This window comes from Niabella soli DSM 19437, from assembly GCF_000243115.2.
Lineage (GTDB): Bacteria > Bacteroidota > Bacteroidia > Chitinophagales > Chitinophagaceae > Niabella > Niabella soli.
The window spans coordinates 1,126,842-1,147,320 of sequence record NZ_CP007035.1 but is presented as its reverse complement, the minus strand read 5'-3'; the positions used below and the strand labels follow the sequence as shown (position 1 = coordinate 1,147,320).

Below are 20,479 nucleotides of genomic sequence, written 5' to 3'. Positions count from 1 at the left end.
ATTTGCGATCACTAAACAGATTTGTTTTATCTTTATAGGACAAACAACCGATGTAACTGATTTTTCGCTTTTATAAATGCATAAGCGTTGACTGCTTTTTTATTTTCTTTTACCAGGGCTACAGGCTTATTTATTATAGCCGGCTTATTTGTAATAATACAACCGGCTTTCGGACAGCAGCGCCTTTTTACCAATCAACAACATTTTGGGGTAGAAGACGGGCTCCCTCAGGGTTATATCAGCGGTATCGTGCAGGATGAAGATGGGTTTATCTGGCTGAGCACATTGGATGGTTTTTGCCGTTATGATGGCAGAGGATTCAGAACATTCCATTATGATCCCAAAGATAGCACCGGGCTGGCCGCTAATACGATCAACGCGTTGGGTAAACTGGTCAATAATATTGTTACCCTTTACTACGGCCCTACAAAAGCAGATGAATTTGATCTCCGGTCCTTCAGGGTTACCCGCAACACGGTACGTAGCCGGCTGGAAGCCATACCGGGTATCCGGTGGCAATCGTACCGGTTTAGTTTCACCACTAATAGCTGGTTTTTCACGATCAATAATAAGAAAGGCATGGGTTGGCTGGATCGTATTACAGGTAAGGTGCATTATGCCAGCACTTCCAACGGACTGTTGCATACCGATTCTGTATCGGCAATAACCCAATCGCCAGAAGGGAAAATATATATAATAAGCGCGCACGGGGTGGAAGTAAGTGATACTACACAGACAAAATTTGAATGGTTCGGTTTCGACACCCATATAGGACCGCAACCCCCCAACCCCGATTGGAACGTGTTTGGAGAAAAGTTCTCCATTCTAAGCTATCCCGGCAACCGGGTTGCCACATTGGAAAAAAATACGCTTACCCTGCTGGATATTGATAAAAAGAGCAGTCGTGTTATTGTGCTGCCCCCTCCGCCGCCCGGCAGCATAAGAGGAGAAAATTTTCTGCAATTGGATCCCGGTGGTCATATTTATTTCGAATATTATGGACGGATATACCGGGTTACCGACAAGGGAGCACTGGAACTGCTTTGGGAAAACACGGGTGCTCCCGCCCGCATCAGTGCCTTTTTTATCGACCGGTCGGATGTATTGTGGGTAAGCTTAAATGCACAGGGTGTGCTTAAAATAGACCTTCAGGCGCTTCATTTTGAATCCTACAGGAACACCGGTAATTTTATAGAAGAAATAGCAGGGTTGCTGAACGGCAATAAGCCATTACAGCCTGCAGAATGGAAAAACCCCGACGCGGGCTATTATTTCCGGCAGGCCCGGGACAGCAAAGGCAATCTATATTCCTGTAATAACTGGTATGCCCGTACAGGCGTGTTTCGGTTTACCCCGCAAGGCTTTCGCCGGTTTGCCCATGTGCCCGATCAAAAAATCTTTACAGCCGTTGTTGCTATGCCCGGGGATGAGATATGGGCTTTCGACCAGTCCGAATCTGTATGGTATGTCTGGAGCAGCCCTGATGCGGTTCCAAAAAAGATGCAACCCGATGCGAAGAACTTTGCAGACGTGGAGCTTGCAGATGCCCGGTATATCGGCGGATATATCTGGATGACGACTTTGGCAAACGGACTGTTTCAGTTTGATGGCAAAAAACTGGTGGCAAAGTATGTAGGGAATAAAGTGCCCAATGGTCTTACTGAAATTTGCCCTGACCCGGCAGACAAAAATAAGTTCTGGATCGGGTCGCGTGGCGGTGGCCTGTTATTATGGGATGTACATAAAGGATTGCAACGGACGTACACCATGGATGACGGGCTGCCCAACAATACTGTTTATTGCATCCTGCCCGACAAAACAGGGAAACTATGGTGCAGCACCAATAAAGGGCTTTTCCGGCTGAATCCGAAAAACGGCCATATTACGGCCTTTGAAAAAACAGATGGCCTGCCGGGGAATGAATTTAACCGGGCGCATAAATTCATATTGCCCGATGGGCGGCTGGTATTTGGCGGACTGGATGGATATTGTATTTTTAATCCGGCCGATTTTGAACTCATCAATAAAACGGGGCAGGTGCCGGTGTTGTTAACCGGTTTGCTGATCAACAATGAACCGCAGGATATTAATCTTCCTAATAGTATTATAAAGCAATCCCTGAGCACTTTATCGGATATCGAATTGCCCTATGACAAAAACTATCTGCGTTTTGAGTTTGCTGCCCTTTTATACAACCAGCCACAAAAAATAAGGTATCGCTACCAACTGGAGGGGATTGATGATCGCTGGATAGAAAATGGTTATTCCAATATAGCTTCCTACTCGGCGCTGCCGCCGGGCAACTATACTTTTAAAATAAATGCTACTGATAATAACGGGTTATGGAGCAATGTTATCAGGTCGGTAAAAGTAACCATCAAGCCACCGTTTTGGGGTACCTGGTGGGCCTGGGTCATTTATGTTGTATTGGCGCTGGGGCTGGTGCGTTGGTATTTTGTGTTTAAAGAAGGTCGCTTGCGCATACAGCAAAACCTGTTATTTGAAAGGAGGGAAGCGCTTCGCTTAAAAGAGGTGGATGAGTTGAAAGACCGGTTTTTTAGTAACATCACCCATGAATTCAGAACACCATTAACCCTGATCATGACGCCGCTTGAAAAACTGGCGCAGGATCCCTCGCTTTCAGTACCGGCCGTCAACAATATAAAAACGGCTCAAAGAAATTCGAAACAACTCTTGCGGTTGGTGAATGAGTATCTTGATTTTTCCAAGCTCGATCATGGGCAGCTCCGGTTAAAAATAACAGCCGGTGAAATCGAGGTGTTTACTTCCGGTTGTGTAAATAGTTTTGAAGTTGCCGCAAAAGATAAAAATATCACCCTCCGTTTTATAGCAGAAGCCATGGAGGGTTATTATCTTTTTGATGAAGAGAAATGGGAAAAGATCGTAACCAATCTTGTAAGTAATGCCTTGAAATTTACTCCCCAAAACGGAAGCGTCACTGTAACCCTTTCTGCAACGGCAACAGAGGCAACCCGGTTGGAAGTATGCGACAACGGTCCCGGCATACCTGAAGCCTTACATAAAAAAATATTCACCCGCTTTTACCAGGTAGATGATTCTTCGGTACGTAATTACGGCGGCACGGGTATTGGCTTATCGCTGGTAAAGGAATTGATCGTGTTAATGGAAGGGCGCATCGAGCTGGATAGCCGGCCGGGAAGCGATACCCGTTTTATAGTTACCCTGCCAATGAAAAAAGTAGCAGCGCTGCCGGTTATGGAGTCCGCCTCCCTGCAAAAGGAGGCGACACCATTGGCATCCGCCGATGCTCCGTTATTATTGGTGGTGGAAGATAATGATGAGTTGCGCGCCTTCCTTGCAGAGGCCCTTGCCAAACAATACCGGGTATTGGAGGCGGCAGACGGTCTGAAAGCCTGGGAGCTGATCTTGCGGGAATTGCCCGACCTGGTTATCAGCGATGTGATGATGCCGGGGCAGGATGGATTCGACCTGTGCAAAAAAAGCAAAGCGGACAGTCGTACCGCTCATATAGGATTTATCTTGCTTACTTCCAAAGCTGCACATGATGCCCGCCTGAGGGGATTGGGCGCCGGCGCCGATGACTATCTTACCAAACCCTTTAGTTTGCCTGAACTGGAATTGCGCACTGCCAACCTTTACCAGTTGCGGCAAAAGCAACGGGAGTGGTTACAGGTGCAACTGGCGCATCGGGCTCCTGCCGATCCGTTGCCCGAAATTATTGACCCCTTCCTGGTACAGTTGTACAATGAAATGGATGCTAAACTGGACGAAGCCGAACTGGGGGTGGATTATTTATGCAAGGTGATGGCCATGAGCCGCAGCACCCTCAATCGCAAATTAAAAGCACTGCTCAATATTTCAACAAATGATCTTATTCGCCAATACCGGTTGCAAAAAGCCTGTGGTCTTATTGCCGCAGGTTTGGACATAGCTACTACCGCCTACAAAACCGGGTTCAGCAGCCCCTCTTATTTCAGTCAATGTTTTAAAGAACAGTACGGCGTATCGCCTACCGATTGGGTTTCAATGCCTGAATGACCCAAAACTGATAGTTTTTGACCCGATTCTTATAGTACCGCCGCTTGGTCAGGTCGTATTTTTATGCTCGTAAAGTGATTGATTCATAATTGTTTAAAAGAATTGACATGAAACGGCAACTCAAAACGCTAAGCGCTGCATGCTTCCTGGTACTGGGAGGTTTTCTTCCCTCATACGCACAAAACAGGTACGAGGGCACCGTAGCAAAAGCATTCAATGCAACCATTCTAATGGCACTGGTGGATATCAATAAAGAGACGGTCACAGAGGCAAACCCAGCGGCTCACTCCAGTTTTTCAATTTTATTTCCGAATGCAACGGAACCAAAATGGACGCAGAAAGACACTTACAGTTATGTATCTTTTTTAAACAACGGACGCAAGGCCACCGCAAGTTTCTCACCCAAAGGCGTCCTGAACTATGTTATTACGGAATGCAGTTTGGAGCAGTTGCCAAAGCTGTTCAATAGAAAAATCAGAAAAAGTTATGCCGGCTACTGGTTGCTGCAGGCGACGGAAATACAGGCATACGGGCAGAAGGCGTATCAGGCAATACTTGAAAATGCCTCCGGTTTTATTACCTTAAAGTACACTACAGACGGGGTGGAATGCATCCGGAACGTAATCAAATAACTGCGTAAAAAATGAAAAAGATCCTAAAAGTTTTGCTTATAATAATAGCGGCGGCAGTGGGAGGCCTGGCGGTAATTCTTTTGTATGTGAAAGAGGGATTGCCCAGCGTTGGCGCGGCTCCTGACATTAAAGTGGATCGCACAAACGGGCGGGTGGAAAGGGGCAAATACCTGGCCAATCATGTTGCCGCCTGTATGGATTGCCATAGCCAGCGCGACTGGACGGTATACGGAGCGCCTATTAAAGAAGGAACCTTTGGCGGCGGCGGTGAAAAATTTGGAAAAGAAATGGGATTTCCGGGTACTTTATATTCCCGCAACCTTACTCCATACGGGCTTTCGGGCTGGACCGACGGGGAAATTTTCAGAGCCATTACTACCGGGCAAAATAAAACGAACGATGCGTTATTTCCTTTAATGCCTTATTTGCATTATGGCACTATGGACCAGGAGGATATTTACAGCATTATTGCTTACCTCCGCACCCTGCCTGCCATTGCCAATAAAGTGCCGGAACGAACGCTTGATTTCCCCGTAAACTTTATCGTAAACACGATTCCCCAAAAAGCTGTCTTATCGCCGAAACCGGCAACAACTGATCCCGTACAATATGGGAAATACCTGGTAACGGTAGCCGACTGTGTTGCCTGTCATAGCCGGGTAGATGAGCACGGTGAAATTATTGCAGGCTCTGAATTTGGCGGGGGGCGGTCTTTTAATTTCCCCAACGGAACAGTAGTAACCACCCCTAATATTACGTCAGATGTTGAAACCGGTATCGGTAGCTGGACAAACGAATTGTTTCTTCGAAAATTTAAACGCTTTTCCGATTCAGCTTATCATGAACAAAAACTGGGGCCGAATGATTTTAATACCCCCATGCCCTGGTTCATGTTTGCGGGGATGGATAGCTCTGATCTGACAGCTATTTTCAGCTACCTGCAAACGGTAAAAAAGATAAAAAATGATGTAAAACGATTTGCAAAAAGGTAGACTGATTGCAACGCCATAAATCTTCACACAAAAAATATGTAATGAGAAATCTGCTTTTAACAACAATGGCAGCAGGCCTCCTGTTGAGCTCCTGCACAAAGGAAACCGCACCACTAAATGATCACAATGCCGGCGCATCGGCCGCAATGGTGGCGGGTTTGCATCCGGGCTCCTCCGCAAAGGTGTTAGGGATGCCGGGTGGCAAAGTGTACACAGGCCCGGAAGTTTCTTTTAAGAAAGGGAAAGTTACTACTTTATACCAGGTAGACGATGCAGCGCACCCGTTGCGTCTTGCCATCAGTATTAACAATGACGCCTGGAACAGCCTGGATATGCCTGCTCCCGGCGGCAGCAATAATATTTCGCCCAATACGGTGATTCTTCCTTTTCATCCTAAAGTGGACGCCCGGATCTTTAACCATGCCGAACTGGACTGGAACCCCAATGGTCATGAGCCCGTTCAGATCTACGGTAAGCCGCACTTCGATTTTCATTTTTATAATGTAAGCCTGGCCTATGTAGATGCGATCCCTCCTTATGACCTGGCTCCGGCGAAATTCGACAATTGGCCGGCCCTGGATTATCTTCCGGCAAACTATATCAATCCCGGCGGCGGCGTGCCACAAATGGGCTGCCACTGGGTGGATACCACCTCCGCTGAATTTACTCCGCAGGGTTTTGGGCAAACCTTTATTTATGGCACCTATGATGGTAAGGTTACTTTCCTGGAGCCAATGATTACCAAAGCTTTTTTTGAAACGCATCCCGAATTTAAACGGTCCATTCCCCAACCCAAAAAAGTGGCGATCAGCGGGTATTATCCAACAATGGTGGAAATACAAAAAACAACAGAGGGGTATTTAGTAATACTGGAGGATTTTGTATACCGGGAAGCGAGTTAGTTTTTTGAGCAGCACAAAATTGCCACTGAAACACTGAAGCACAGAAAAAATCTGTATCTTCTGTGCTTCAGTGGCTAAAAAATTCTTAGATCCTTTGTAAAAAGGAGCGTCCTCTTCTGGAACCGCCAGGCCCTTTTTTTCTGCCGCTCCAGGGAGCAGGTTGCGCCGGTGCCTGTTCAACAGCATGCATCAGCGGTACATCAAACGGATGATCTTTTACAACCGGGATCGTTTGTTTGATCAGTTTTTGGATATCACGCAAATAGATCTTTTCTTCATAATCGCAGAAAGAAATAGCCGTGCCTGCAGCGCCGGCTCTTCCGGTACGCCCGATGCGGTGCACATAGGTTTCCGGCTGGTTGGGTAATTCGTAATTGATCACATATCCCATATCATCTATATCGATACCCCGCGCTGCAATATCAGTGGCAACAAGTACTCTTACGGCGCCCGTTTTAAAATTCAAAAGAGAGCGCTGCCTTGATGATTGTGTTTTATCACCATGAATAGCTGCAGCCCTGATACCCGCGCGGGTAAGGTTTTTGGCAATTTTATCTGCCCCATATTTTGTCCGGGCAAAAACCAGCACACTGGTGATCGTTTCATCTTTTAGCAGATGCAGCAATAAAGAAGATTTGTTCTGCTTTTCTGTATAGTACAGCGATTGCTGGATCAGTTCCACCGTTGTTGAGGGTGGCGTGATGGCGATTTTTTCGGGGTTCTTCAACAGCGAATCAGACAGGTGCTGAATTTCCGGCGGCATGGTGGCAGAAAAGAAAATGGTTTGCCGTTGCGCCGGCATCCGGTAAAGGATCTTTTGCACGTCGGTGATGAAACCCATGTCCAGCATACGGTCTGCTTCATCCAATACCAAATGTTTGATCCCGTTTAAGGAAACATGGCGCTGGTTCATCAGGTCCAGCAACCGGCCCGGGGTAGCAATAAGAATATCAACGTGCTCTCTTAAGGCCTTCACCTGCTGGTGTTGCGATACCCCTCCGAAAATAGCTACGTGTTTCAACGGCAGGTATTTTCCATAATCGGAAAAACTTTCTGCTACCTGCAGCGCCAGTTCTCTTGTAGGCACTAATATTAACGCCCGGCAATTTTTGTTGGCTGCTTCGGGCTCCTGGTGCAGTAATTGCAACAGGGGCAGTGCAAAAGAGGCTGTTTTACCTGTACCGGTTTGGGCACAGGCCAGAATATCTCTGTTTTGTAAAATTACGGGAATCGATTTTTCCTGTACAGGAGTGGGGGTTGTATAACCCGCTTCGCTCAGCGCTTTTAATAAAGGCGCAATAAGCTGTAAATTGTTAAATGACAAAATAAATAAAATTAAAAATGATAAACTAAGGTAAGGCTATCCACACATAAGCATTAGATACGATACCTGCCTTACGTTATGCAATCACTGTATTTGAATAGTGGAGAAGATACAAATCGAGTGTTAGGATAACATACAAGATTGCAAAGGTAGGTAATTTAATTGATACTGTCTTATGCTTTGATAGATTCTCAGTGCAAATGCATCTATATTTTTTAGAGCCTTCGGCTCGTTTGGGTTATATAAATCCGCGCTTTAGTGCAGTTTTATGTGCGATGTGGTGGCTGGAGTGCCCTTGGCACGGCACATTATGGGCCGAACCTACGGTTCTCCATCTATCTTGACAGCTCTTCAAACGGATTGAAACCCGTTTTTGAAATAATTTTCGAGGCTATACCTCATTCTATCTGTTTTAATTTAGATGTGTTTGCCCCGGGGGTAGATTCTTAGAGAAAGGTCCGGGATCTTATTTATACGGTTGTCATTTTTTGCAATGCAGCCGGCAGTTTTTTCTTTAACTGGCGTTTCCAGCCCATTTGCATGATCAGGCTGATAATGATCAGTTTTAACCCTTTATACCCAGACTGCTCAAGATGCAGAAGGGTGCCGCCGCAGGTGGGTTCCAGAGAAAAACGTACGATCGTGTCCAGCTTTGTAAAAATACCTTTTGTGATTTTATCAGCCGTACCGGAATGAATGCCTGCGCAGGCCAATGCTTTTTCGCCGCTTGCTTCACCACGGTAAGTGTAAGCAATCAATTTTTGTGGCTCCACGGCTATAACCTCGCAATGCGTGATGCCATCCCAGCCCCTTTGCGGCGCCATACGAAACGTAAAAGAATGCCCCGGCTCCGGTTTAATATCATTTTTCATAAACCAACTGCCCAATAATCCGGGATGGGTTAATGCCTGCCATACCCGTTCCGGCGGATACGGTAAGACGGCTTTTAATCGGATCGTTCTTTGCATGAAATTTAAAAGGACTATTTCCGGTTTTTTATACCGGCATTCATATATTTTCCAGGTTTCCCGTCGCCATATCATATACCAGTACTTTGGCCCACAGGTGGCTGTATTTTTCAACAAAGGCTTTATGCACCGGGTGCGACTGGTAATCGTCCTGGTCTTTGGTATTATTAAAATACATCAGTTCCGATACCTGGAAACTATTATCCACGACCTCTCTTTTTAAGGTGGATGCAGGAGTACCGATCAATAGTTGCTTCACTTGTGGAACGGCCTTAAGGGTTTTCAGACCAGCGATCAGTTCCTTTAAGTCGGCGGATGATGACGGGTTTTTGAGCCAGAAAAAAACGTGATGGATGATCTGGGGATGTTGCCCGGAATAATCTGTGTTAGTAATCATGGTAGGAGCGGCAGCCAGCAGGGCGGCGCGTTTTATAAATTTCCTGCGCGTATTCTTTCGTTGGTATGGAGACATATTTTGTTTGCTCTTGAGGTTTTAACAGTAAAAATAAGACAAGTTTTTGATGTACTTACCGAACCAATAAAAGTGAACTCCCCGAAATAGCTTATTTTCGATACTACCTTTACAAAAAACGACTATGCCCAGATTGCTTCAATTGATGACGATTTTCCTGCTGTGCAGCAACCTAGCTTTTGCTCAAAAACCATTGAAGGTAATGGTCATTTTTGCCCACCCCGACGAAGGGGAGATTTACACAGGGGGCATCACGGCGCTTTATACAAAAATGGGGCACCAGGTTAAATTTATGTCTTTAACCAACGGGGATGCGGGGCATTATGCTATGAAGCCTGCTGATCTGGCAAAAATGCGCTACCAGGAAGCTATGGAGTCAAAGCAGATCCTTTCCCTGGGGGAGTATGAAGTGCTCAGTTATCATGATAAATACCTGAAGAACACAAAGGAAGTGCAGGATAGAGTGATCAAAAGCATCCAGGATTGGGATGCGGACGTTGTGTTTACTTATTATCCGGCGGCAGGAGGGCATACTGATAATATGACCGCGGGGTATATTGTACGGGATGCCGCGCCCCGCCTGCAAATGAAGAAAAAGCCTGTGTTCGTGTACATCCGCGATTTTCATACGATCCATTTTTCCTATATCCCGGATTTTGCAGTTGCCATCGACGCGGTATGGCCAACAAAACTAGCCGCCTGTGCGGTTCAGCGGTCGCAGGTGAATGATGCCATTCCATACAAGATGGGAATATTAGCAGAAGTGCGGGCGAACCCCGAGCGGCAGAAAAAACTGGTTTACGATAACACTTATCCTTATAGTAGTGTTACCAATGTTAATATGCCGGCATTGACAAAATGGTACGGATCCGATAGCTCCGGTATTAAATATGCCGAAGCTTTTGAGATTGCCGAATTTGGCCGCCAGCTCACTGAACCTGAAATGAGAGCGCTGTTTCCTATGTTACCGCCGAAGTGAAACTTAATTTTATTAAAGACCATCAGACGCGATAGCAAACAGCGTTAATATTCATTCCCGCCCCCACCGATGCAAAGAGGACAATGGCGCCTTCTGAAAGTTGGTGCCCGGCTATTTTATGATGCTGTATTAAATGATATAAGGTTGGGATGGTTGCCACCGAACTGTTCCCCAGCCACTGTATGCTCATAGGCATTATATTTTGTGGGGGAGTGGTTCCATAAAGTCCGTACAATCGTCTAATAATTTCCTCATCCATCTTTTCGTTGGCCTGGTGTATCAGGATCTTGTTCACCTCGTTTATGGATACGCCGCTTTTATCAAGACATTCCTTCATGGCCAGGGGTACCTGCTTCAAGGCATATTCATACACTTTCCTTCCCTTCATTTTAATAAACAGGCGTTCCTCTTCATTGGGTTTGTATCCTTTACCCATATTTATATAACTGAGCTCCTCTGTGCTGTGTGTTTGTGCGCAACAGCCCAGGATGCCCGGTCCTTTTATTTTTGCTGGTTGATGCTCCAGTACAATGGCACCCGCGCCATCGGAAAAGATCATGCTGTTGCGGTCTGCCGGGTCAATCACACGGGAGAGCGCTTCTGTGCCGATCAATAATACTTTCTGTGCCATTCCGGCCTTAAACCAGGCATGGGACTGAATGACCGCATGCAGCCAACCGGGGCATCCCACCAATACGTCGTATGCGATACATTCCGGCCGGTTAATCCCCAATATATGTTTTACCCTGCAAGCCAATGATGGTACATTCTGAGACTGCATGGTGCCATAAGAGATATCTCCAAAATTATGTGCCACTACAATTTGATCCAGCGTTTCCGGATCAATAGCGCTATCGGTTAATGCCTGCCATCCCGCCACTGCGGCCATATCAGAAGCATTAATATGAGCGGGTGCATAACGTCTTTCGGATATCCCGGTTATATTTTTGAGTTTTTCAATAACAAGCTTTGTCTGTGCTAAAATGGGCAGGCCGGTTGGTTCGTAGAACGCTGCATCGGAAAAATCTGCGTTCTTTTGTATTTTGTTGGGGATATACGCGCCGGTTCCTGTGATGATTGAAGCAAACTGCATTTGTTATTGTTTTAAGTAAAGGCATGCACCCATTATTGTTACTATATGGTTGCCTTACTAAAACAGTAGAACAATCAGTTAAGTAATTAACAGCTATTGAATATACCGATTTTTTCTGACATATACTGTTGTTGTTATACAAGAGCCTGATTATTAAAGATGCCGTTTGATGTATTTTTTTATATTCTGATCTTTTATCTCTTAACGCAAATCAAATAAGCTATAACCGACCCCGGTTGAAATTATCGAAAGCCGGTTAAATTTAAATCAGTACATTGGATCAATGGAAGTCAATAGTAAACCCGATAATACGGCGGTACGAACGGCCTTATGGCGCGCGCTTCATACAGAGGCAGATGCGCCGCCATCGATCATTACCGATACAATTGGATTGGAACTGATCGCTCCTGATGAGGGGTGGCGGCAACGCCCGGATATGCACGTGGAATTTACCAGGCGCCTGCGGGCATCGATGGCCGCCCGTGCCCGTTTTATTGAAGATTTGATCCTGGAGGAAGCCCGTAGAGGGATCGGTCAGTATGTAATTCTTGGAGCGGGATTAGACACGTTTGCACAGCGCCGGCCGGAAATAGCTTCGGGGCTGCAACTCTATGAAATTGATCAGCCGGGCACACAGACCTGGAAAAAACAGCGTTTACAGGAACTGGGCTATGGTCTGCCGGACTGGTTGCATTTTGTATCGGTGGATTTTGAGAAAACCTCCTGGTGGGAAGCGTTACAGCAGGCAGGTTTTGAACCCCGAAAACCCGCAGTGGTGGCCTCTACGGGCGTAACGCTCTATCTTACACGGGAGGCGATCCGGGATACACTGCGACAACTGGCAACATTAGCGCCCGGGTCTATAGTAGCCATGACGTTTTATTTGCCCATCAACCTGATGGATGCAACAGATCAGCCGTTGCAGGAAATAGCTGAAAAAGGTGCGCGTGAGGCAGGAACGCCGTTTGTAAGTTTTTTTGCACCGGAGCAGGTGTTACAACTGGCGGTGGCGGCCGGATTTAAGGAGCAGAAAGTCGTGGAGACAAAGGATTTGAAACAATTATATTTTGCCAATCGGGCCGACGGATTGTTGCCTGCCAGCGGAGAGTTTTTTTTAGTGGCCGGAACCTGAGTTGTGGCCGGATTTTTTTCACTAATCCGCCTTGTTTTAATTCACTGTACTATGCGCCGAATCAGCTACAGCAATTGCCTGTGGCCGGACTTCGGGCTCATTATTTTCCCCGGCTCTTTTCTTTTTCTTTTTGCCACCGTCGAAAATTCCGTTCATGACCTTATCGGCTTTATCAGAAGCTGCGCGGGCGGTGCGCTCCTGTACTTTATTGTCTAAGGTATTTTCGACATTAGTAGCAGTTTGTTTTACTTTGGTGCTTATTTTTTTCAGCAGTTGTGCATTTGCGTTGGCAACACCGGTAATAAGCAGCATTAGGATGATTGCTTTTTTCATGTTATGTGATTTAGTTGACGTAGTAAAAGTAACGGAGCAAAAAGGAGATGGGAATCGTTAAAAAGGATGATTTTTATTCAATCATTTTCTTCAGAGCATTCATGTCATAGTTCTTTACAAAATTGCTGAATAGTCTTTCAGAAAAACCTTTATCGGGATCTATTTCGTAACGGAACTGTACCTCCATCAACAGGGGGCTGATGGGTTGATCGGCACTGTTCTTAAAGTATTCCGGGTTGTACTCGTAAAGCATTACAGGTTTATCGCCAGGAACAACTTTGGTAGCTTTATTAAAATCGAATACACCACTTTTTGCGGAACCGCTCTCAAAATCAAACAAGCCGTAAGATTCTTTGTAATTCCAACGATTCGGCTGACTGTCTCTGTATTTTGAAACCAACGCTGGTTGTTGCAGCCAGTCTGATTTTTGTGCAGCAAGCAGTTGCTGCGCTTTGGCTTTTTTCATTTCATATATTTTCTGATAGGCTGCTTTATCCGCTTCGTAAACACCGACGTTTTTGCCGTTGTCTTTTATTTTATTAGTTATGCTCCAGAAGAAATTTGCTTTTTCTATTTCATAATATTCCAGCAACGCCTCCAGTAATTGTTTGCGTGTAACCGGTGCCAGCAAAGGAGTTCGGGGTCTTGTAATAAAATAATGCCGGTCAATCCAATAATATTTTCCCCGCTTTTTATCGTAGCGCCCGTTGCCGTTCTCCACATAGCCATCACCGTTGATTATTTTTAAAAAATCGTTGTGCTTCAGTTCTTGTCTTTCGTCCGACCGGTTTGCCAACACCATATCCTCTGAAATATATTGCGAAATAAGGCTGCGGTTATTGACCCGGTCTCTATCGTAACTGGGACCTCTTACGGCATCAATAGCAATTTCATAACGGACGTTTTTATCGGTAATATAGAAGACGCCACTTTCTCCATAAAAAGTGCCTTCGGTAAGCGGGTGGTTGATGTCTACACGAAATACTGTCCGGTATTCATCTACGGTTTTTACAACATGTTCGGTAACATGACAGACGTTCTGGTATACACCCAATTGGTAGCCGCTCATGGTATGGGGGGAGCTGCCAAAAACATATTTATCACCACCGGTAAAATTGACCCTGGCAACACAGCCCGTTAACTGGAAATTGCTGCGGCTGGCTTCTTCCAGTTTTTCCAATGCGATCAGTTGCCTGGTCATCGCCGCTTTTTCTGCAACGGTGCCTTTAAGGTTGAAAGGATATTTAGGTTTAGTATGATCGGTGTATTTCCCCGGCAAATTATCTGCGGTACCATTGCAGGGAACTTGTGCATTAATGCTGTTGTTGCAAAACAATAGTGCAAACAGTAAAATGAGATTTTTCATTGCGTTATTTTTTAAATCCCGGGGGGTTATCGATCAGCGATTTATCAAGCGCCTTAGGGCTAAAGCTTTCTTCATAATTATTGGTTTCGGCGGTTGTGCCGTCTCTTGGCGTACGAATGTTGCTATGGAGCACCAGGTAGGTTTGCTGCATTCCTGACAAATATTTAAATCCGAAACTATAAGTAGCTGTCGCTGGTTTATAATCCGAGGCTTTTTTGAAAGCGCCCCATTCGCTGTTTTTGCCGCTTGCCGCTTTGCTCCACCACTCACCCTTGCCGGTTGTAGGCATAATCGTTAATTGGTTGCCATTGATTTTCCAGGTGCCTGTTTCATAAATAAACAATATTTCTTTCATATAGGCGCTCCAGTATTTGTGACGAAAAATATAAGTGCCATCAGCCTTTAAATTATATTCCCGTCTTGTGTACCCACCTGTAACCTGAGGGAAGCCATTTACATAGCCATTGGATTCGGTGGTATAGTCTGTCCACAAACCAGCGATCCTATTGTTGGTTGCATTGTTTTTTGTTCCGGAGGTAGTAACGCCGGCCTGATTTTCTGTAGCTTTTGATAATGCTAACGAATGTAAAAATGCTGATATGTCGGGTTGATATTTGTTTGTATTCGTCATCAAAACAACCGCTGCCGTTTGCCTGTTGCCTGTTGCAGACAGCAATGTAACCATACCTTTATTAGCGCCATCGCTGTAAGGCGCCTGCCCTGAAATAATATCCCAATCACTATCTTTTGTTGCGGGCAACATAGTCGGTTCTTCAGAAACAGTTACAGTCCCTTTTATTAATTTTTCCCAGTAAGCTGTAAAATTTTTAGCGGGGGTGCCATCTGATTCCTGTGACTTCAGAACGATAGCAATGGCATATTCCCCGGTTTTTGTATCCGTGGCATACACCTGTATACCGTTTTCTTTTGCTTCTTTTTGCCAACCACCAGGAAGGGTGTAGGAAACAACATCGTATGTTTGTTTTTGGCCAAAAATGCTCCCTGTGATACAGATGGCAAAAAGTAGGAAGGATATTTTTTTCATTTCTAAGGATTGGTTTGTATGAAGCTGCTGTTATATCCCTTTAGGCAATTTAACCGATTGCCTGGGTGCTGTTTCATTGAAATAAGAGATTTTGCCATCGCCTTCCCTTCCGGTACGCCCGCTGCGTTGCAGTATCAGGGCAACCTTATCTCCATTCTTTCCAACAGAGAAAGTGTAGGTATATTGCTCCAGTTTTCTTGAACCATTTTTTAGTTTTTTGCCCCAGGTTTCGTTGATGGCGCGGTTCGTTACATCGCTGTTCCCATTAGTTGTTTTTTCTGCTTTGCTCCATTCTTCGTTTTGTCCGTTGGATGGTTTGATGGTAAGCTGGTTGACACCTACCGACCATGTACCCGTCTTGTGATTTAATGTTTTGGTATCGGTATAATGTGAGGCCAGCACATCAACGAACCGGTAGGTGCCATCTGCATTGAATTGGTATTGCTTTGTAAAAAAGCCACCTGTGTTCATACCGCTTCCGTTAAACTTTTCTGATGAAGAACCTTCCCAGATTTTTCCGGCAAGCGGGGAATTATTTGTATTTGCCGGTTGAGTAGTTTCCTCCGAAGAGGCGCTAACGGGCATTTCGGCATTGGAGGAAACGCTGTCTGCATTCAAATCCAGCGAACCAAGTAGTGCTTGATAGTCTTTCAAATAGGGTTGCGCTGTGGCATTGCACAACACCGATACGCAAACCTGGTTGTTGGAATATACAGTTAACACCGAGGCTACATTGGTTCCATTATATTGCCACACGCCGGAACCACTTATTACCGTCCAGCCGTCCGCTGTTTGCGGTTCAGTCTTTTCCGGCGATGAAATTGTTTTACCGGTAGCAACCAAATCGTTCCATTCTTTATCAAAATCAGTCTGGGTGCTTCCGTCACTGTTTCTGTGCTGGTAGAGGGCAATTTGCGCCCAGCTACCTCCGTCAATTCTGGAATAGGAAATATAAGTGCCCTCTTGTTTTGTTGTCCAGCCAGGAGGGGCGTTATAGGAAACGATGTCAAAGGTTTGTTTTTGGGCATACGCCGCTCCGCAACTAAAAACAATTAGCAGGAACGATACTATTTTTCTCATTTGTCTATTATTTTACCTGGATGTTTCCTCCCGAGAATGTTTGTTTCATGTAGGTGGATTTTTAAATTAGGGCCTGTTTTCAATCGTTGGCGGAAGGGCGTTAAAATACGGGTCTGTTTTATAGTAAACCTTCCATTTGTAAAAGTCCAGGTACACACCAGGGAAATAGAGTGTCTTAGATCCGTAGGTTGGGTGTGGATTGCCGTTTTTATCTTTAAATTCAAGCGTTACGCTTACTTCCTGTATTTTCCAGGCATCGGAGATGAAGAATGGTCCATTACCAAGGGTGTTGTACAATACATCCAGCATTACGCCTGTTTGTCTGTAATGAGCCAGGCTGTTGAAGGCCTGCTCAAAGCCTGCTCTTCTTGGTAGTGTAAAATTGGTGGTGCTCCATACTTTGAGCTCCTCGGGCCAGCTCTCCAGTGTGTAGCCTTTTTGATAATTGTCGTCACCAGCCGCCGGGTACACGCTCACCATCATCTTTGATAACTTTTCTTTGTTATCGCCGGCGGTTTTTATTGTCACTTTCGCAACGGCCAGGAAATAATCCGCGTCAGTGAGGGCAGGAGCGGGGGATGATGGCGAGGTGCTGCCGCCTCCCGGTTTTGGTTTTTCCTGTACAGCGGAGGTTGTCGGTGTTGTTTGTAATGAGGTGCCACCGGTGGCAAGCGTTTTCGTGATATCGGTTGTTTTATTAATGACCGGTTTAGCTGTGATGGGCAGGGTTGTTTTTTGCTGGGCGTTGACTGCTATGGTGCAAAGCAGCATTGCTAAAGAGGATACGTATTTTATCATTGCAATTGGTTTATAGGATTAGAAATTTAATATGGTCGTTGTATTATTTCAAAGTTATTCCATGCGGTCCCGGCAACTGCGTTCCATCCTGATTTGGTGATATTGCCGGGCCTGAAAGCCGGCAGCGGCCGGTCTACATATACCCATCCGATACGGGTTCCTTTAAACTTTATTTTGGTAGTGCCGGTTGCCATATTTTCTGTACAGCTCTCAACTTTCACGTTTTCCAATATGATTTCCCGTGTTATGAATTCTATCGAGGCATTACCGCCATCTCTCGTTGCGGTTACCGAAATGTCTATTCTTGATATGGGATATGCAAGCAGTGCAATGTTGGGTGTTATTGTTTTAGCTGCGTTAGCAACTGTGGGGTTCATTGTAGTTGCTATGTTTCTGGTCGCAATAGGTTTTGCCGGAGCACTTTGAGGTTGGGCAGCGGTTGCCTGGGCCAGACTGCGGAATGTGGCTGTGTAGCCGCTTGTAGGTACTTCGAGTTCAATAATGGCTGAATTATCTGTTCCTCCGGATAAATTTTTAACGATTAACAGGTTGTCGAACATGCCCTTGTTACTGGTATTGAAGGCGGTACCCTTAACCAGGCTTCCGTCTTTGTTCGCGATCCTGGCATAAATGGTTGCCGGTGTTTGAGCGAAAAGGCCAACAACGACAAATGTGAATAGAAAAAGAAAAATTGATTTCATAATTAGTAGTTTTATTTTGCTGAAAAATTCATAAGATGAAAATAGTTTACCTGGGCAGGCCAGACAATCATTAAAAAAGATGGTTTTTCAGTAACTATTTTTGATAAGGAATATTCCTGTCTTCAAACCAGTTCCGGTAATCTTTACCGTAAGCGCCGCCATAGTTAATGCATATCTCCCTGCCGGTTGGAATGTCTTCCAGCGCAAAGAAGTCGATTTGCCGGTTGTCGTAATCAATCCTGTAATCTGCATTACTATGTTCCGCATGGTTGTACAGGCTGCCGAAACCCAGTGCCAGTGCGAGGGCGTCTTCCGTTTCGCAATAGTTGAAAAAATAATCGGTCAGTTTCGACTCCATAACCCATGCCTTTTGCGCAGCAGGGATAATAATGAGCGGTGCGCTTTCAATCAGCTCCTCTTTTATAATGACCTGTTTGCAAAATACGCCCCGGCCTTTTCCTTTGCACTGTTTAATATAGAGTGGCTTCGTCATTTTTATTACCGGTATTCCCGTGATAATTAATCGTGATCTCTTCGTCCTGGTTAATCAATGCGATCGCTTTTACAACCAGCAACCCCTTCTTCAATAAAATAGTGTATGCCGCATTGGGAATGGCTGCATGCTTGTACAATGAAGCCATTCCCAGGGCCAATGCTACCGGTGTTTGCGCATGGTCCAGTAAAAAATAATGATCGAAAAGTGGGGTGTATTGCAGTCGGCTCCGTTCCGTGGCGTCCAGCAATATCAGGGGCACTTTTTCAATAATAGCACCTGGACTAAAAGACGCTTTTGCAAAAACACCCGTGCCATGAATTTTGCTCGGCCCTGCTTTGATGGCCAGCGCTTTTTCAATATGCTGTTTTTTGAAAAACATTAGCCGGCTTTAATGGCTTTTGTGGAAACCGCCTTTGGCGCGTTGTTATCTTTTTTAAATTGGGCAGGCTTATTATTATCATATTTATATTCCGGCGCCTTTACATTTTTGGGAGTTGTTAATTTGACGGGTTTGGTCGTTGTGGAGGAAACAACACCTGCTACCGGTTTGGGCGGCGTAGTTTCCTTTTTTACATCAGTGGTTTGTGCTTTCAGTCCGGTGAGCACCAGCAGCGCGGAGACAAAAGATAACAGTCTTTTCATTTTTTTTGTTTTAGGGGTGATGAAGAAAAATCTATTTCAATTTAAAGACGCCTCTTAGCGTAACGCCATATATAGCGCCATCCCGGTCAATAGTCCAGACCGGGGTGCTGGCGTTTGGGTTTTCGATATCCCAACTGTTGTTAGAATTGCCCAGGCCGAAATAATGATCAGGATAACTGCCTGTCCAGAGCAACGTTCCCGTCAGGCCATCAAAGCCCTGTAGGAGGTGGTCTTTATAGTTGTTTTCATTGTCCAGAATGCGTTCCCCTACATAGAAGACGCCGCCGGACGACGTCATCAGTTGCGCGTTTTTAGAAATAACGCGCCGCCAGGCTATGGTTCCATCGTTAAGCCGGTAGCCCCATAGTTCCTTTTTCCCATTTAGCTGCACTTCAGTGACCAACATGCTGCAGGCCGCCACATGGCTAAGAATATGCAGGCCGGGTGCCGATTGGGTAGTCCACAGGATCTTGCCTGAATTGGGATCCAATGCCCGCAAGCCCGCAGCATATGCATTAGGCCACGCCATTGCCTGCACTCGGATGATTACTTTTCCATCGGCTATCATGGGAATGCCGTCGTCTGAACGATAGGATTTTTCATTTCGTTTAAGCATTACCGATTGCGCAGTATGCCGCCAAAGTGTTTTCCCCGTTCTAAGATCTATGGCTTGCAACTGTCGCGTAAATGGTTCGCCCTGATCCTTGTTTCTGGCAGTCTGAAACAGGATGCCGCCCCATGAGGCCGGCGCACTGAAAGTAGGCGTATATAGTGGATCCGATTTGTCGGGCATGGCCAGTTTAAATTCCTTGTTTTGCCACAGAATACTTTTCAAATCACTGCTGAGCGCGCTGATATAACTGTTGCCTTCCTTCTGGCTTTGATTGAGTGTCGTAAATATCCCGCCCCTGTAACGCAGGGTTCCTGTTTTTGCCGGGGTAAGGGTACGCACGATCTTGCCGGTTTTTATATTTATTACATAGTAATCCGTAGGTCCACCATCTTCCCGGGGGTATACCAGCAATGCTTCGCCGGAGGGCAGCTCATAGAGCGCTATATTGCCCGTTGAACCACGCCGGTTGCCTGTTGCGCAGATATTGCCGATACGCCACACTGTTTTTCCTGTTTGCTTATCAATAGCCGAAAGCCCGGCGTTATCATCATTGTTGCAACTGCCGGCAAGTACCAGGTTGCCAATCAGCACCGGCGTCCACACCCCCCACCATCCGGGATTTATTTCCCATTGCTTTTTAGGGGCAGCCAGAATAGGCGGGGCCTGGAATTCGCGACTGTTACAACTGGTGCCGTAAGGCATAAACAAAGCCGGGGATCCGTTACAAGACTGGCAGCTAGCGGCCTTTTGCAGCCGGGCAATAGCAGCGGCTCTTGCTTCGGGCGCGTCATCGGGTACCTGTGCCTTTAGGATACTAACTACACACAATAAAAAAAGCAGGATAAAAGTTATTTTTTTCATTTCTATGTT

20 protein-coding genes are annotated in these 20,479 nt (G+C 45.7%); 6 read left to right on the top strand and 14 right to left on the bottom strand.

The window, feature by feature from the left end; all coding sequences use genetic code 11:
• Positions 1–87 precede the first annotated feature (87 nt).
• The 4 genes from NIASO_RS04760 (at position 88) to NIASO_RS19595 (ending at position 6,567) form a co-directional block, all read left to right on the top strand.
• The gene (locus NIASO_RS04760; RefSeq protein ID WP_008583039.1) at positions 88–4,041 is read left to right on the top strand and encodes an ATP-binding protein; all 3,954 of its coding nucleotides are present in this window, start codon (positions 88–90) and stop codon (positions 4,039–4,041) included.
• 107 nt (positions 4,042–4,148) lie between these two features.
• Positions 4,149–4,673, top strand: coding sequence for a hypothetical protein (locus NIASO_RS04755; protein ID WP_008583040.1), 525 nt, complete (start codon positions 4,149–4,151; stop codon positions 4,671–4,673).
• 11 nt (positions 4,674–4,684) lie between these two features.
• Complete coding sequence (locus NIASO_RS04750) at positions 4,685–5,665, top strand: c-type cytochrome (RefSeq protein ID WP_008583042.1); 981 nt, start codon at positions 4,685–4,687, stop codon at positions 5,663–5,665.
• 41 nt (positions 5,666–5,706) lie between these two features.
• Positions 5,707–6,567 carry a DUF5602 domain-containing protein gene (locus NIASO_RS19595; RefSeq protein ID WP_008583044.1) on the top strand — a complete coding sequence of 287 codons (861 nt, stop codon included), beginning with the start codon at positions 5,707–5,709 and terminating at the stop codon, positions 6,565–6,567.
• An 85-nt stretch (positions 6,568–6,652) separates the two neighbouring features.
• Here the strand turns inward: NIASO_RS19595 and NIASO_RS04740 are convergent, their stop codons facing one another.
• From NIASO_RS04740 to NIASO_RS04730, 3 genes are all read right to left on the bottom strand, one after another.
• Complete coding sequence (locus NIASO_RS04740; RefSeq protein ID WP_008583046.1) at positions 6,653–7,891, bottom strand: DEAD/DEAH box helicase; 1,239 nt, start codon at positions 7,889–7,891, stop codon at positions 6,653–6,655.
• A gap of 470 nt (positions 7,892–8,361) precedes the next feature.
• Positions 8,362–8,859 (bottom strand): SRPBCC family protein, encoded by a 498-nt coding sequence (locus NIASO_RS04735; RefSeq protein WP_008583047.1) that lies wholly within the window; start codon positions 8,857–8,859, stop codon positions 8,362–8,364.
• Positions 8,860–8,899: 40 nt separating this feature from the next.
• Positions 8,900–9,331, bottom strand: coding sequence for a Dabb family protein (locus NIASO_RS04730; protein ID WP_008583049.1), 432 nt, complete (start codon positions 9,329–9,331; stop codon positions 8,900–8,902).
• Between the two features lie 124 nt (positions 9,332–9,455).
• Here NIASO_RS04730 and NIASO_RS04725 point away from each other — a divergent pair, with 124 nt between their 5' ends.
• Positions 9,456–10,310, top strand: a complete 855-nt coding sequence (locus NIASO_RS04725) for a PIG-L deacetylase family protein (protein ID WP_008583050.1) — start codon at positions 9,456–9,458, stop codon at positions 10,308–10,310.
• A 22-nt stretch (positions 10,311–10,332) separates the two neighbouring features.
• On the opposite strand, the gene NIASO_RS04720 is transcribed toward NIASO_RS04725, so the two are convergent.
• Positions 10,333–11,403 carry a 3-oxoacyl-ACP synthase III family protein gene (locus tag NIASO_RS04720; RefSeq protein ID WP_008583053.1) on the bottom strand — a complete coding sequence of 357 codons (1,071 nt, stop codon included), beginning with the start codon at positions 11,401–11,403 and terminating at the stop codon, positions 10,333–10,335.
• Between the two features lie 283 nt (positions 11,404–11,686).
• Here NIASO_RS04720 and NIASO_RS04715 point away from each other — a divergent pair, with 283 nt between their 5' ends.
• On the top strand, positions 11,687–12,535 hold the full coding sequence (locus NIASO_RS04715; protein ID WP_008583055.1) for a class I SAM-dependent methyltransferase: 849 nt from the start codon (positions 11,687–11,689) through the stop codon (positions 12,533–12,535).
• A 36-nt stretch (positions 12,536–12,571) separates the two neighbouring features.
• Here the strand turns inward: NIASO_RS04715 and NIASO_RS04710 are convergent, their stop codons facing one another.
• The 10 genes from NIASO_RS04710 to NIASO_RS04665 all read right to left on the bottom strand — a co-directional run bounded on the left by NIASO_RS04710 (position 12,572) and on the right by NIASO_RS04665 (position 20,470).
• Positions 12,572–12,868, bottom strand: coding sequence for a hypothetical protein (locus NIASO_RS04710; RefSeq protein WP_008583057.1), 297 nt, complete (start codon positions 12,866–12,868; stop codon positions 12,572–12,574).
• Between the two features lie 73 nt (positions 12,869–12,941).
• Positions 12,942–14,234, bottom strand: a complete 1,293-nt coding sequence (locus NIASO_RS04705) for a hypothetical protein (protein WP_008583058.1) — start codon at positions 14,232–14,234, stop codon at positions 12,942–12,944.
• A 4-nt stretch (positions 14,235–14,238) separates the two neighbouring features.
• Positions 14,239–15,279, bottom strand: coding sequence for a hypothetical protein (locus tag NIASO_RS04700; protein WP_008583060.1), 1,041 nt, complete (start codon positions 15,277–15,279; stop codon positions 14,239–14,241).
• Positions 15,280–15,309: 30 nt separating this feature from the next.
• Positions 15,310–16,359, bottom strand: coding sequence for a hypothetical protein (locus NIASO_RS04695; RefSeq protein ID WP_008583062.1), 1,050 nt, complete (start codon positions 16,357–16,359; stop codon positions 15,310–15,312).
• Positions 16,360–16,425: 66 nt separating this feature from the next.
• On the bottom strand, positions 16,426–17,157 hold the full coding sequence (locus tag NIASO_RS04690; RefSeq protein WP_008583063.1) for a hypothetical protein: 732 nt from the start codon (positions 17,155–17,157) through the stop codon (positions 16,426–16,428).
• A gap of 26 nt (positions 17,158–17,183) precedes the next feature.
• Positions 17,184–17,858, bottom strand: a complete 675-nt coding sequence (locus NIASO_RS04685) for a hypothetical protein (protein ID WP_008583065.1) — start codon at positions 17,856–17,858, stop codon at positions 17,184–17,186.
• Positions 17,859–17,952: 94 nt separating this feature from the next.
• Positions 17,953–18,351, bottom strand: a complete 399-nt coding sequence (locus NIASO_RS04680; RefSeq protein ID WP_008583067.1) for an SET domain-containing protein-lysine N-methyltransferase — start codon at positions 18,349–18,351, stop codon at positions 17,953–17,955.
• Positions 18,329–18,733 carry an SET domain-containing protein-lysine N-methyltransferase gene (locus NIASO_RS04675; RefSeq protein WP_008583069.1) on the bottom strand — a complete coding sequence of 135 codons (405 nt, stop codon included), beginning with the start codon at positions 18,731–18,733 and terminating at the stop codon, positions 18,329–18,331. Before NIASO_RS04675 ends, NIASO_RS04680 begins: the two co-directional genes overlap by 23 nt.
• Entirely contained in the window at positions 18,733–18,996 is a 264-nt protein-coding gene (locus NIASO_RS04670) for a hypothetical protein (RefSeq protein ID WP_008583071.1), read from the bottom strand. The genes NIASO_RS04675 and NIASO_RS04670 overlap by 1 nt, the downstream gene beginning before the upstream one ends.
• 31 nt (positions 18,997–19,027) lie before the next feature.
• A complete protein-coding gene (locus NIASO_RS04665; protein ID WP_008583073.1) occupies positions 19,028–20,470 on the bottom strand; it encodes an outer membrane protein assembly factor BamB family protein in 1,443 nt (480 codons plus the stop codon).
• Positions 20,471–20,479 lie beyond the last annotated feature (9 nt).

What these genes read in the sequence shown, in the direction of transcription:
- NIASO_RS04755 (WP_008583040.1), top strand. Translation starts at nt 4,149, where the DNA reads ATGAAACGGCAACTCAAAACGCTAAGCGCTGCATGCTTCCTGGTACTG.
- NIASO_RS04750 (WP_008583042.1), top strand. Translation starts at nt 4,685, where the DNA reads ATGAAAAAGATCCTAAAAGTTTTGCTTATAATAATAGCGGCGGCAGTG.
- NIASO_RS19595 (WP_008583044.1), top strand. Translation starts at nt 5,707, where the DNA reads ATGAGAAATCTGCTTTTAACAACAATGGCAGCAGGCCTCCTGTTGAGC.
- NIASO_RS04735 (WP_008583047.1), bottom strand. Translation starts at nt 8,859, where the DNA reads ATGCAAAGAACGATCCGATTAAAAGCCGTCTTACCGTATCCGCCGGAA.
- NIASO_RS04730 (WP_008583049.1), bottom strand. Translation starts at nt 9,331, where the DNA reads ATGTCTCCATACCAACGAAAGAATACGCGCAGGAAATTTATAAAACGC.
- NIASO_RS04725 (WP_008583050.1), top strand. Translation starts at nt 9,456, where the DNA reads ATGCCCAGATTGCTTCAATTGATGACGATTTTCCTGCTGTGCAGCAAC.
- NIASO_RS04720 (WP_008583053.1), bottom strand. Translation starts at nt 11,403, where the DNA reads ATGCAGTTTGCTTCAATCATCACAGGAACCGGCGCGTATATCCCCAAC.
- NIASO_RS04715 (WP_008583055.1), top strand. Translation starts at nt 11,687, where the DNA reads ATGGAAGTCAATAGTAAACCCGATAATACGGCGGTACGAACGGCCTTA.
- NIASO_RS04710 (WP_008583057.1), bottom strand. Translation starts at nt 12,868, where the DNA reads ATGAAAAAAGCAATCATCCTAATGCTGCTTATTACCGGTGTTGCCAAC.
- NIASO_RS04705 (WP_008583058.1), bottom strand. Translation starts at nt 14,234, where the DNA reads ATGAAAAATCTCATTTTACTGTTTGCACTATTGTTTTGCAACAACAGC.
- NIASO_RS04700 (WP_008583060.1), bottom strand. Translation starts at nt 15,279, where the DNA reads ATGAAAAAAATATCCTTCCTACTTTTTGCCATCTGTATCACAGGGAGC.
- NIASO_RS04695 (WP_008583062.1), bottom strand. Translation starts at nt 16,359, where the DNA reads ATGAGAAAAATAGTATCGTTCCTGCTAATTGTTTTTAGTTGCGGAGCG.
- NIASO_RS04690 (WP_008583063.1), bottom strand. Translation starts at nt 17,157, where the DNA reads ATGATAAAATACGTATCCTCTTTAGCAATGCTGCTTTGCACCATAGCA.
- NIASO_RS04685 (WP_008583065.1), bottom strand. Translation starts at nt 17,858, where the DNA reads ATGAAATCAATTTTTCTTTTTCTATTCACATTTGTCGTTGTTGGCCTT.
- NIASO_RS04680 (WP_008583067.1), bottom strand. Translation starts at nt 18,351, where the DNA reads ATGACGAAGCCACTCTATATTAAACAGTGCAAAGGAAAAGGCCGGGGC.
- NIASO_RS04675 (WP_008583069.1), bottom strand. Translation starts at nt 18,733, where the DNA reads ATGTTTTTCAAAAAACAGCATATTGAAAAAGCGCTGGCCATCAAAGCA.
- NIASO_RS04670 (WP_008583071.1), bottom strand. Translation starts at nt 18,996, where the DNA reads ATGAAAAGACTGTTATCTTTTGTCTCCGCGCTGCTGGTGCTCACCGGA.
- NIASO_RS04665 (WP_008583073.1), bottom strand. Translation starts at nt 20,470, where the DNA reads ATGAAAAAAATAACTTTTATCCTGCTTTTTTTATTGTGTGTAGTTAGT.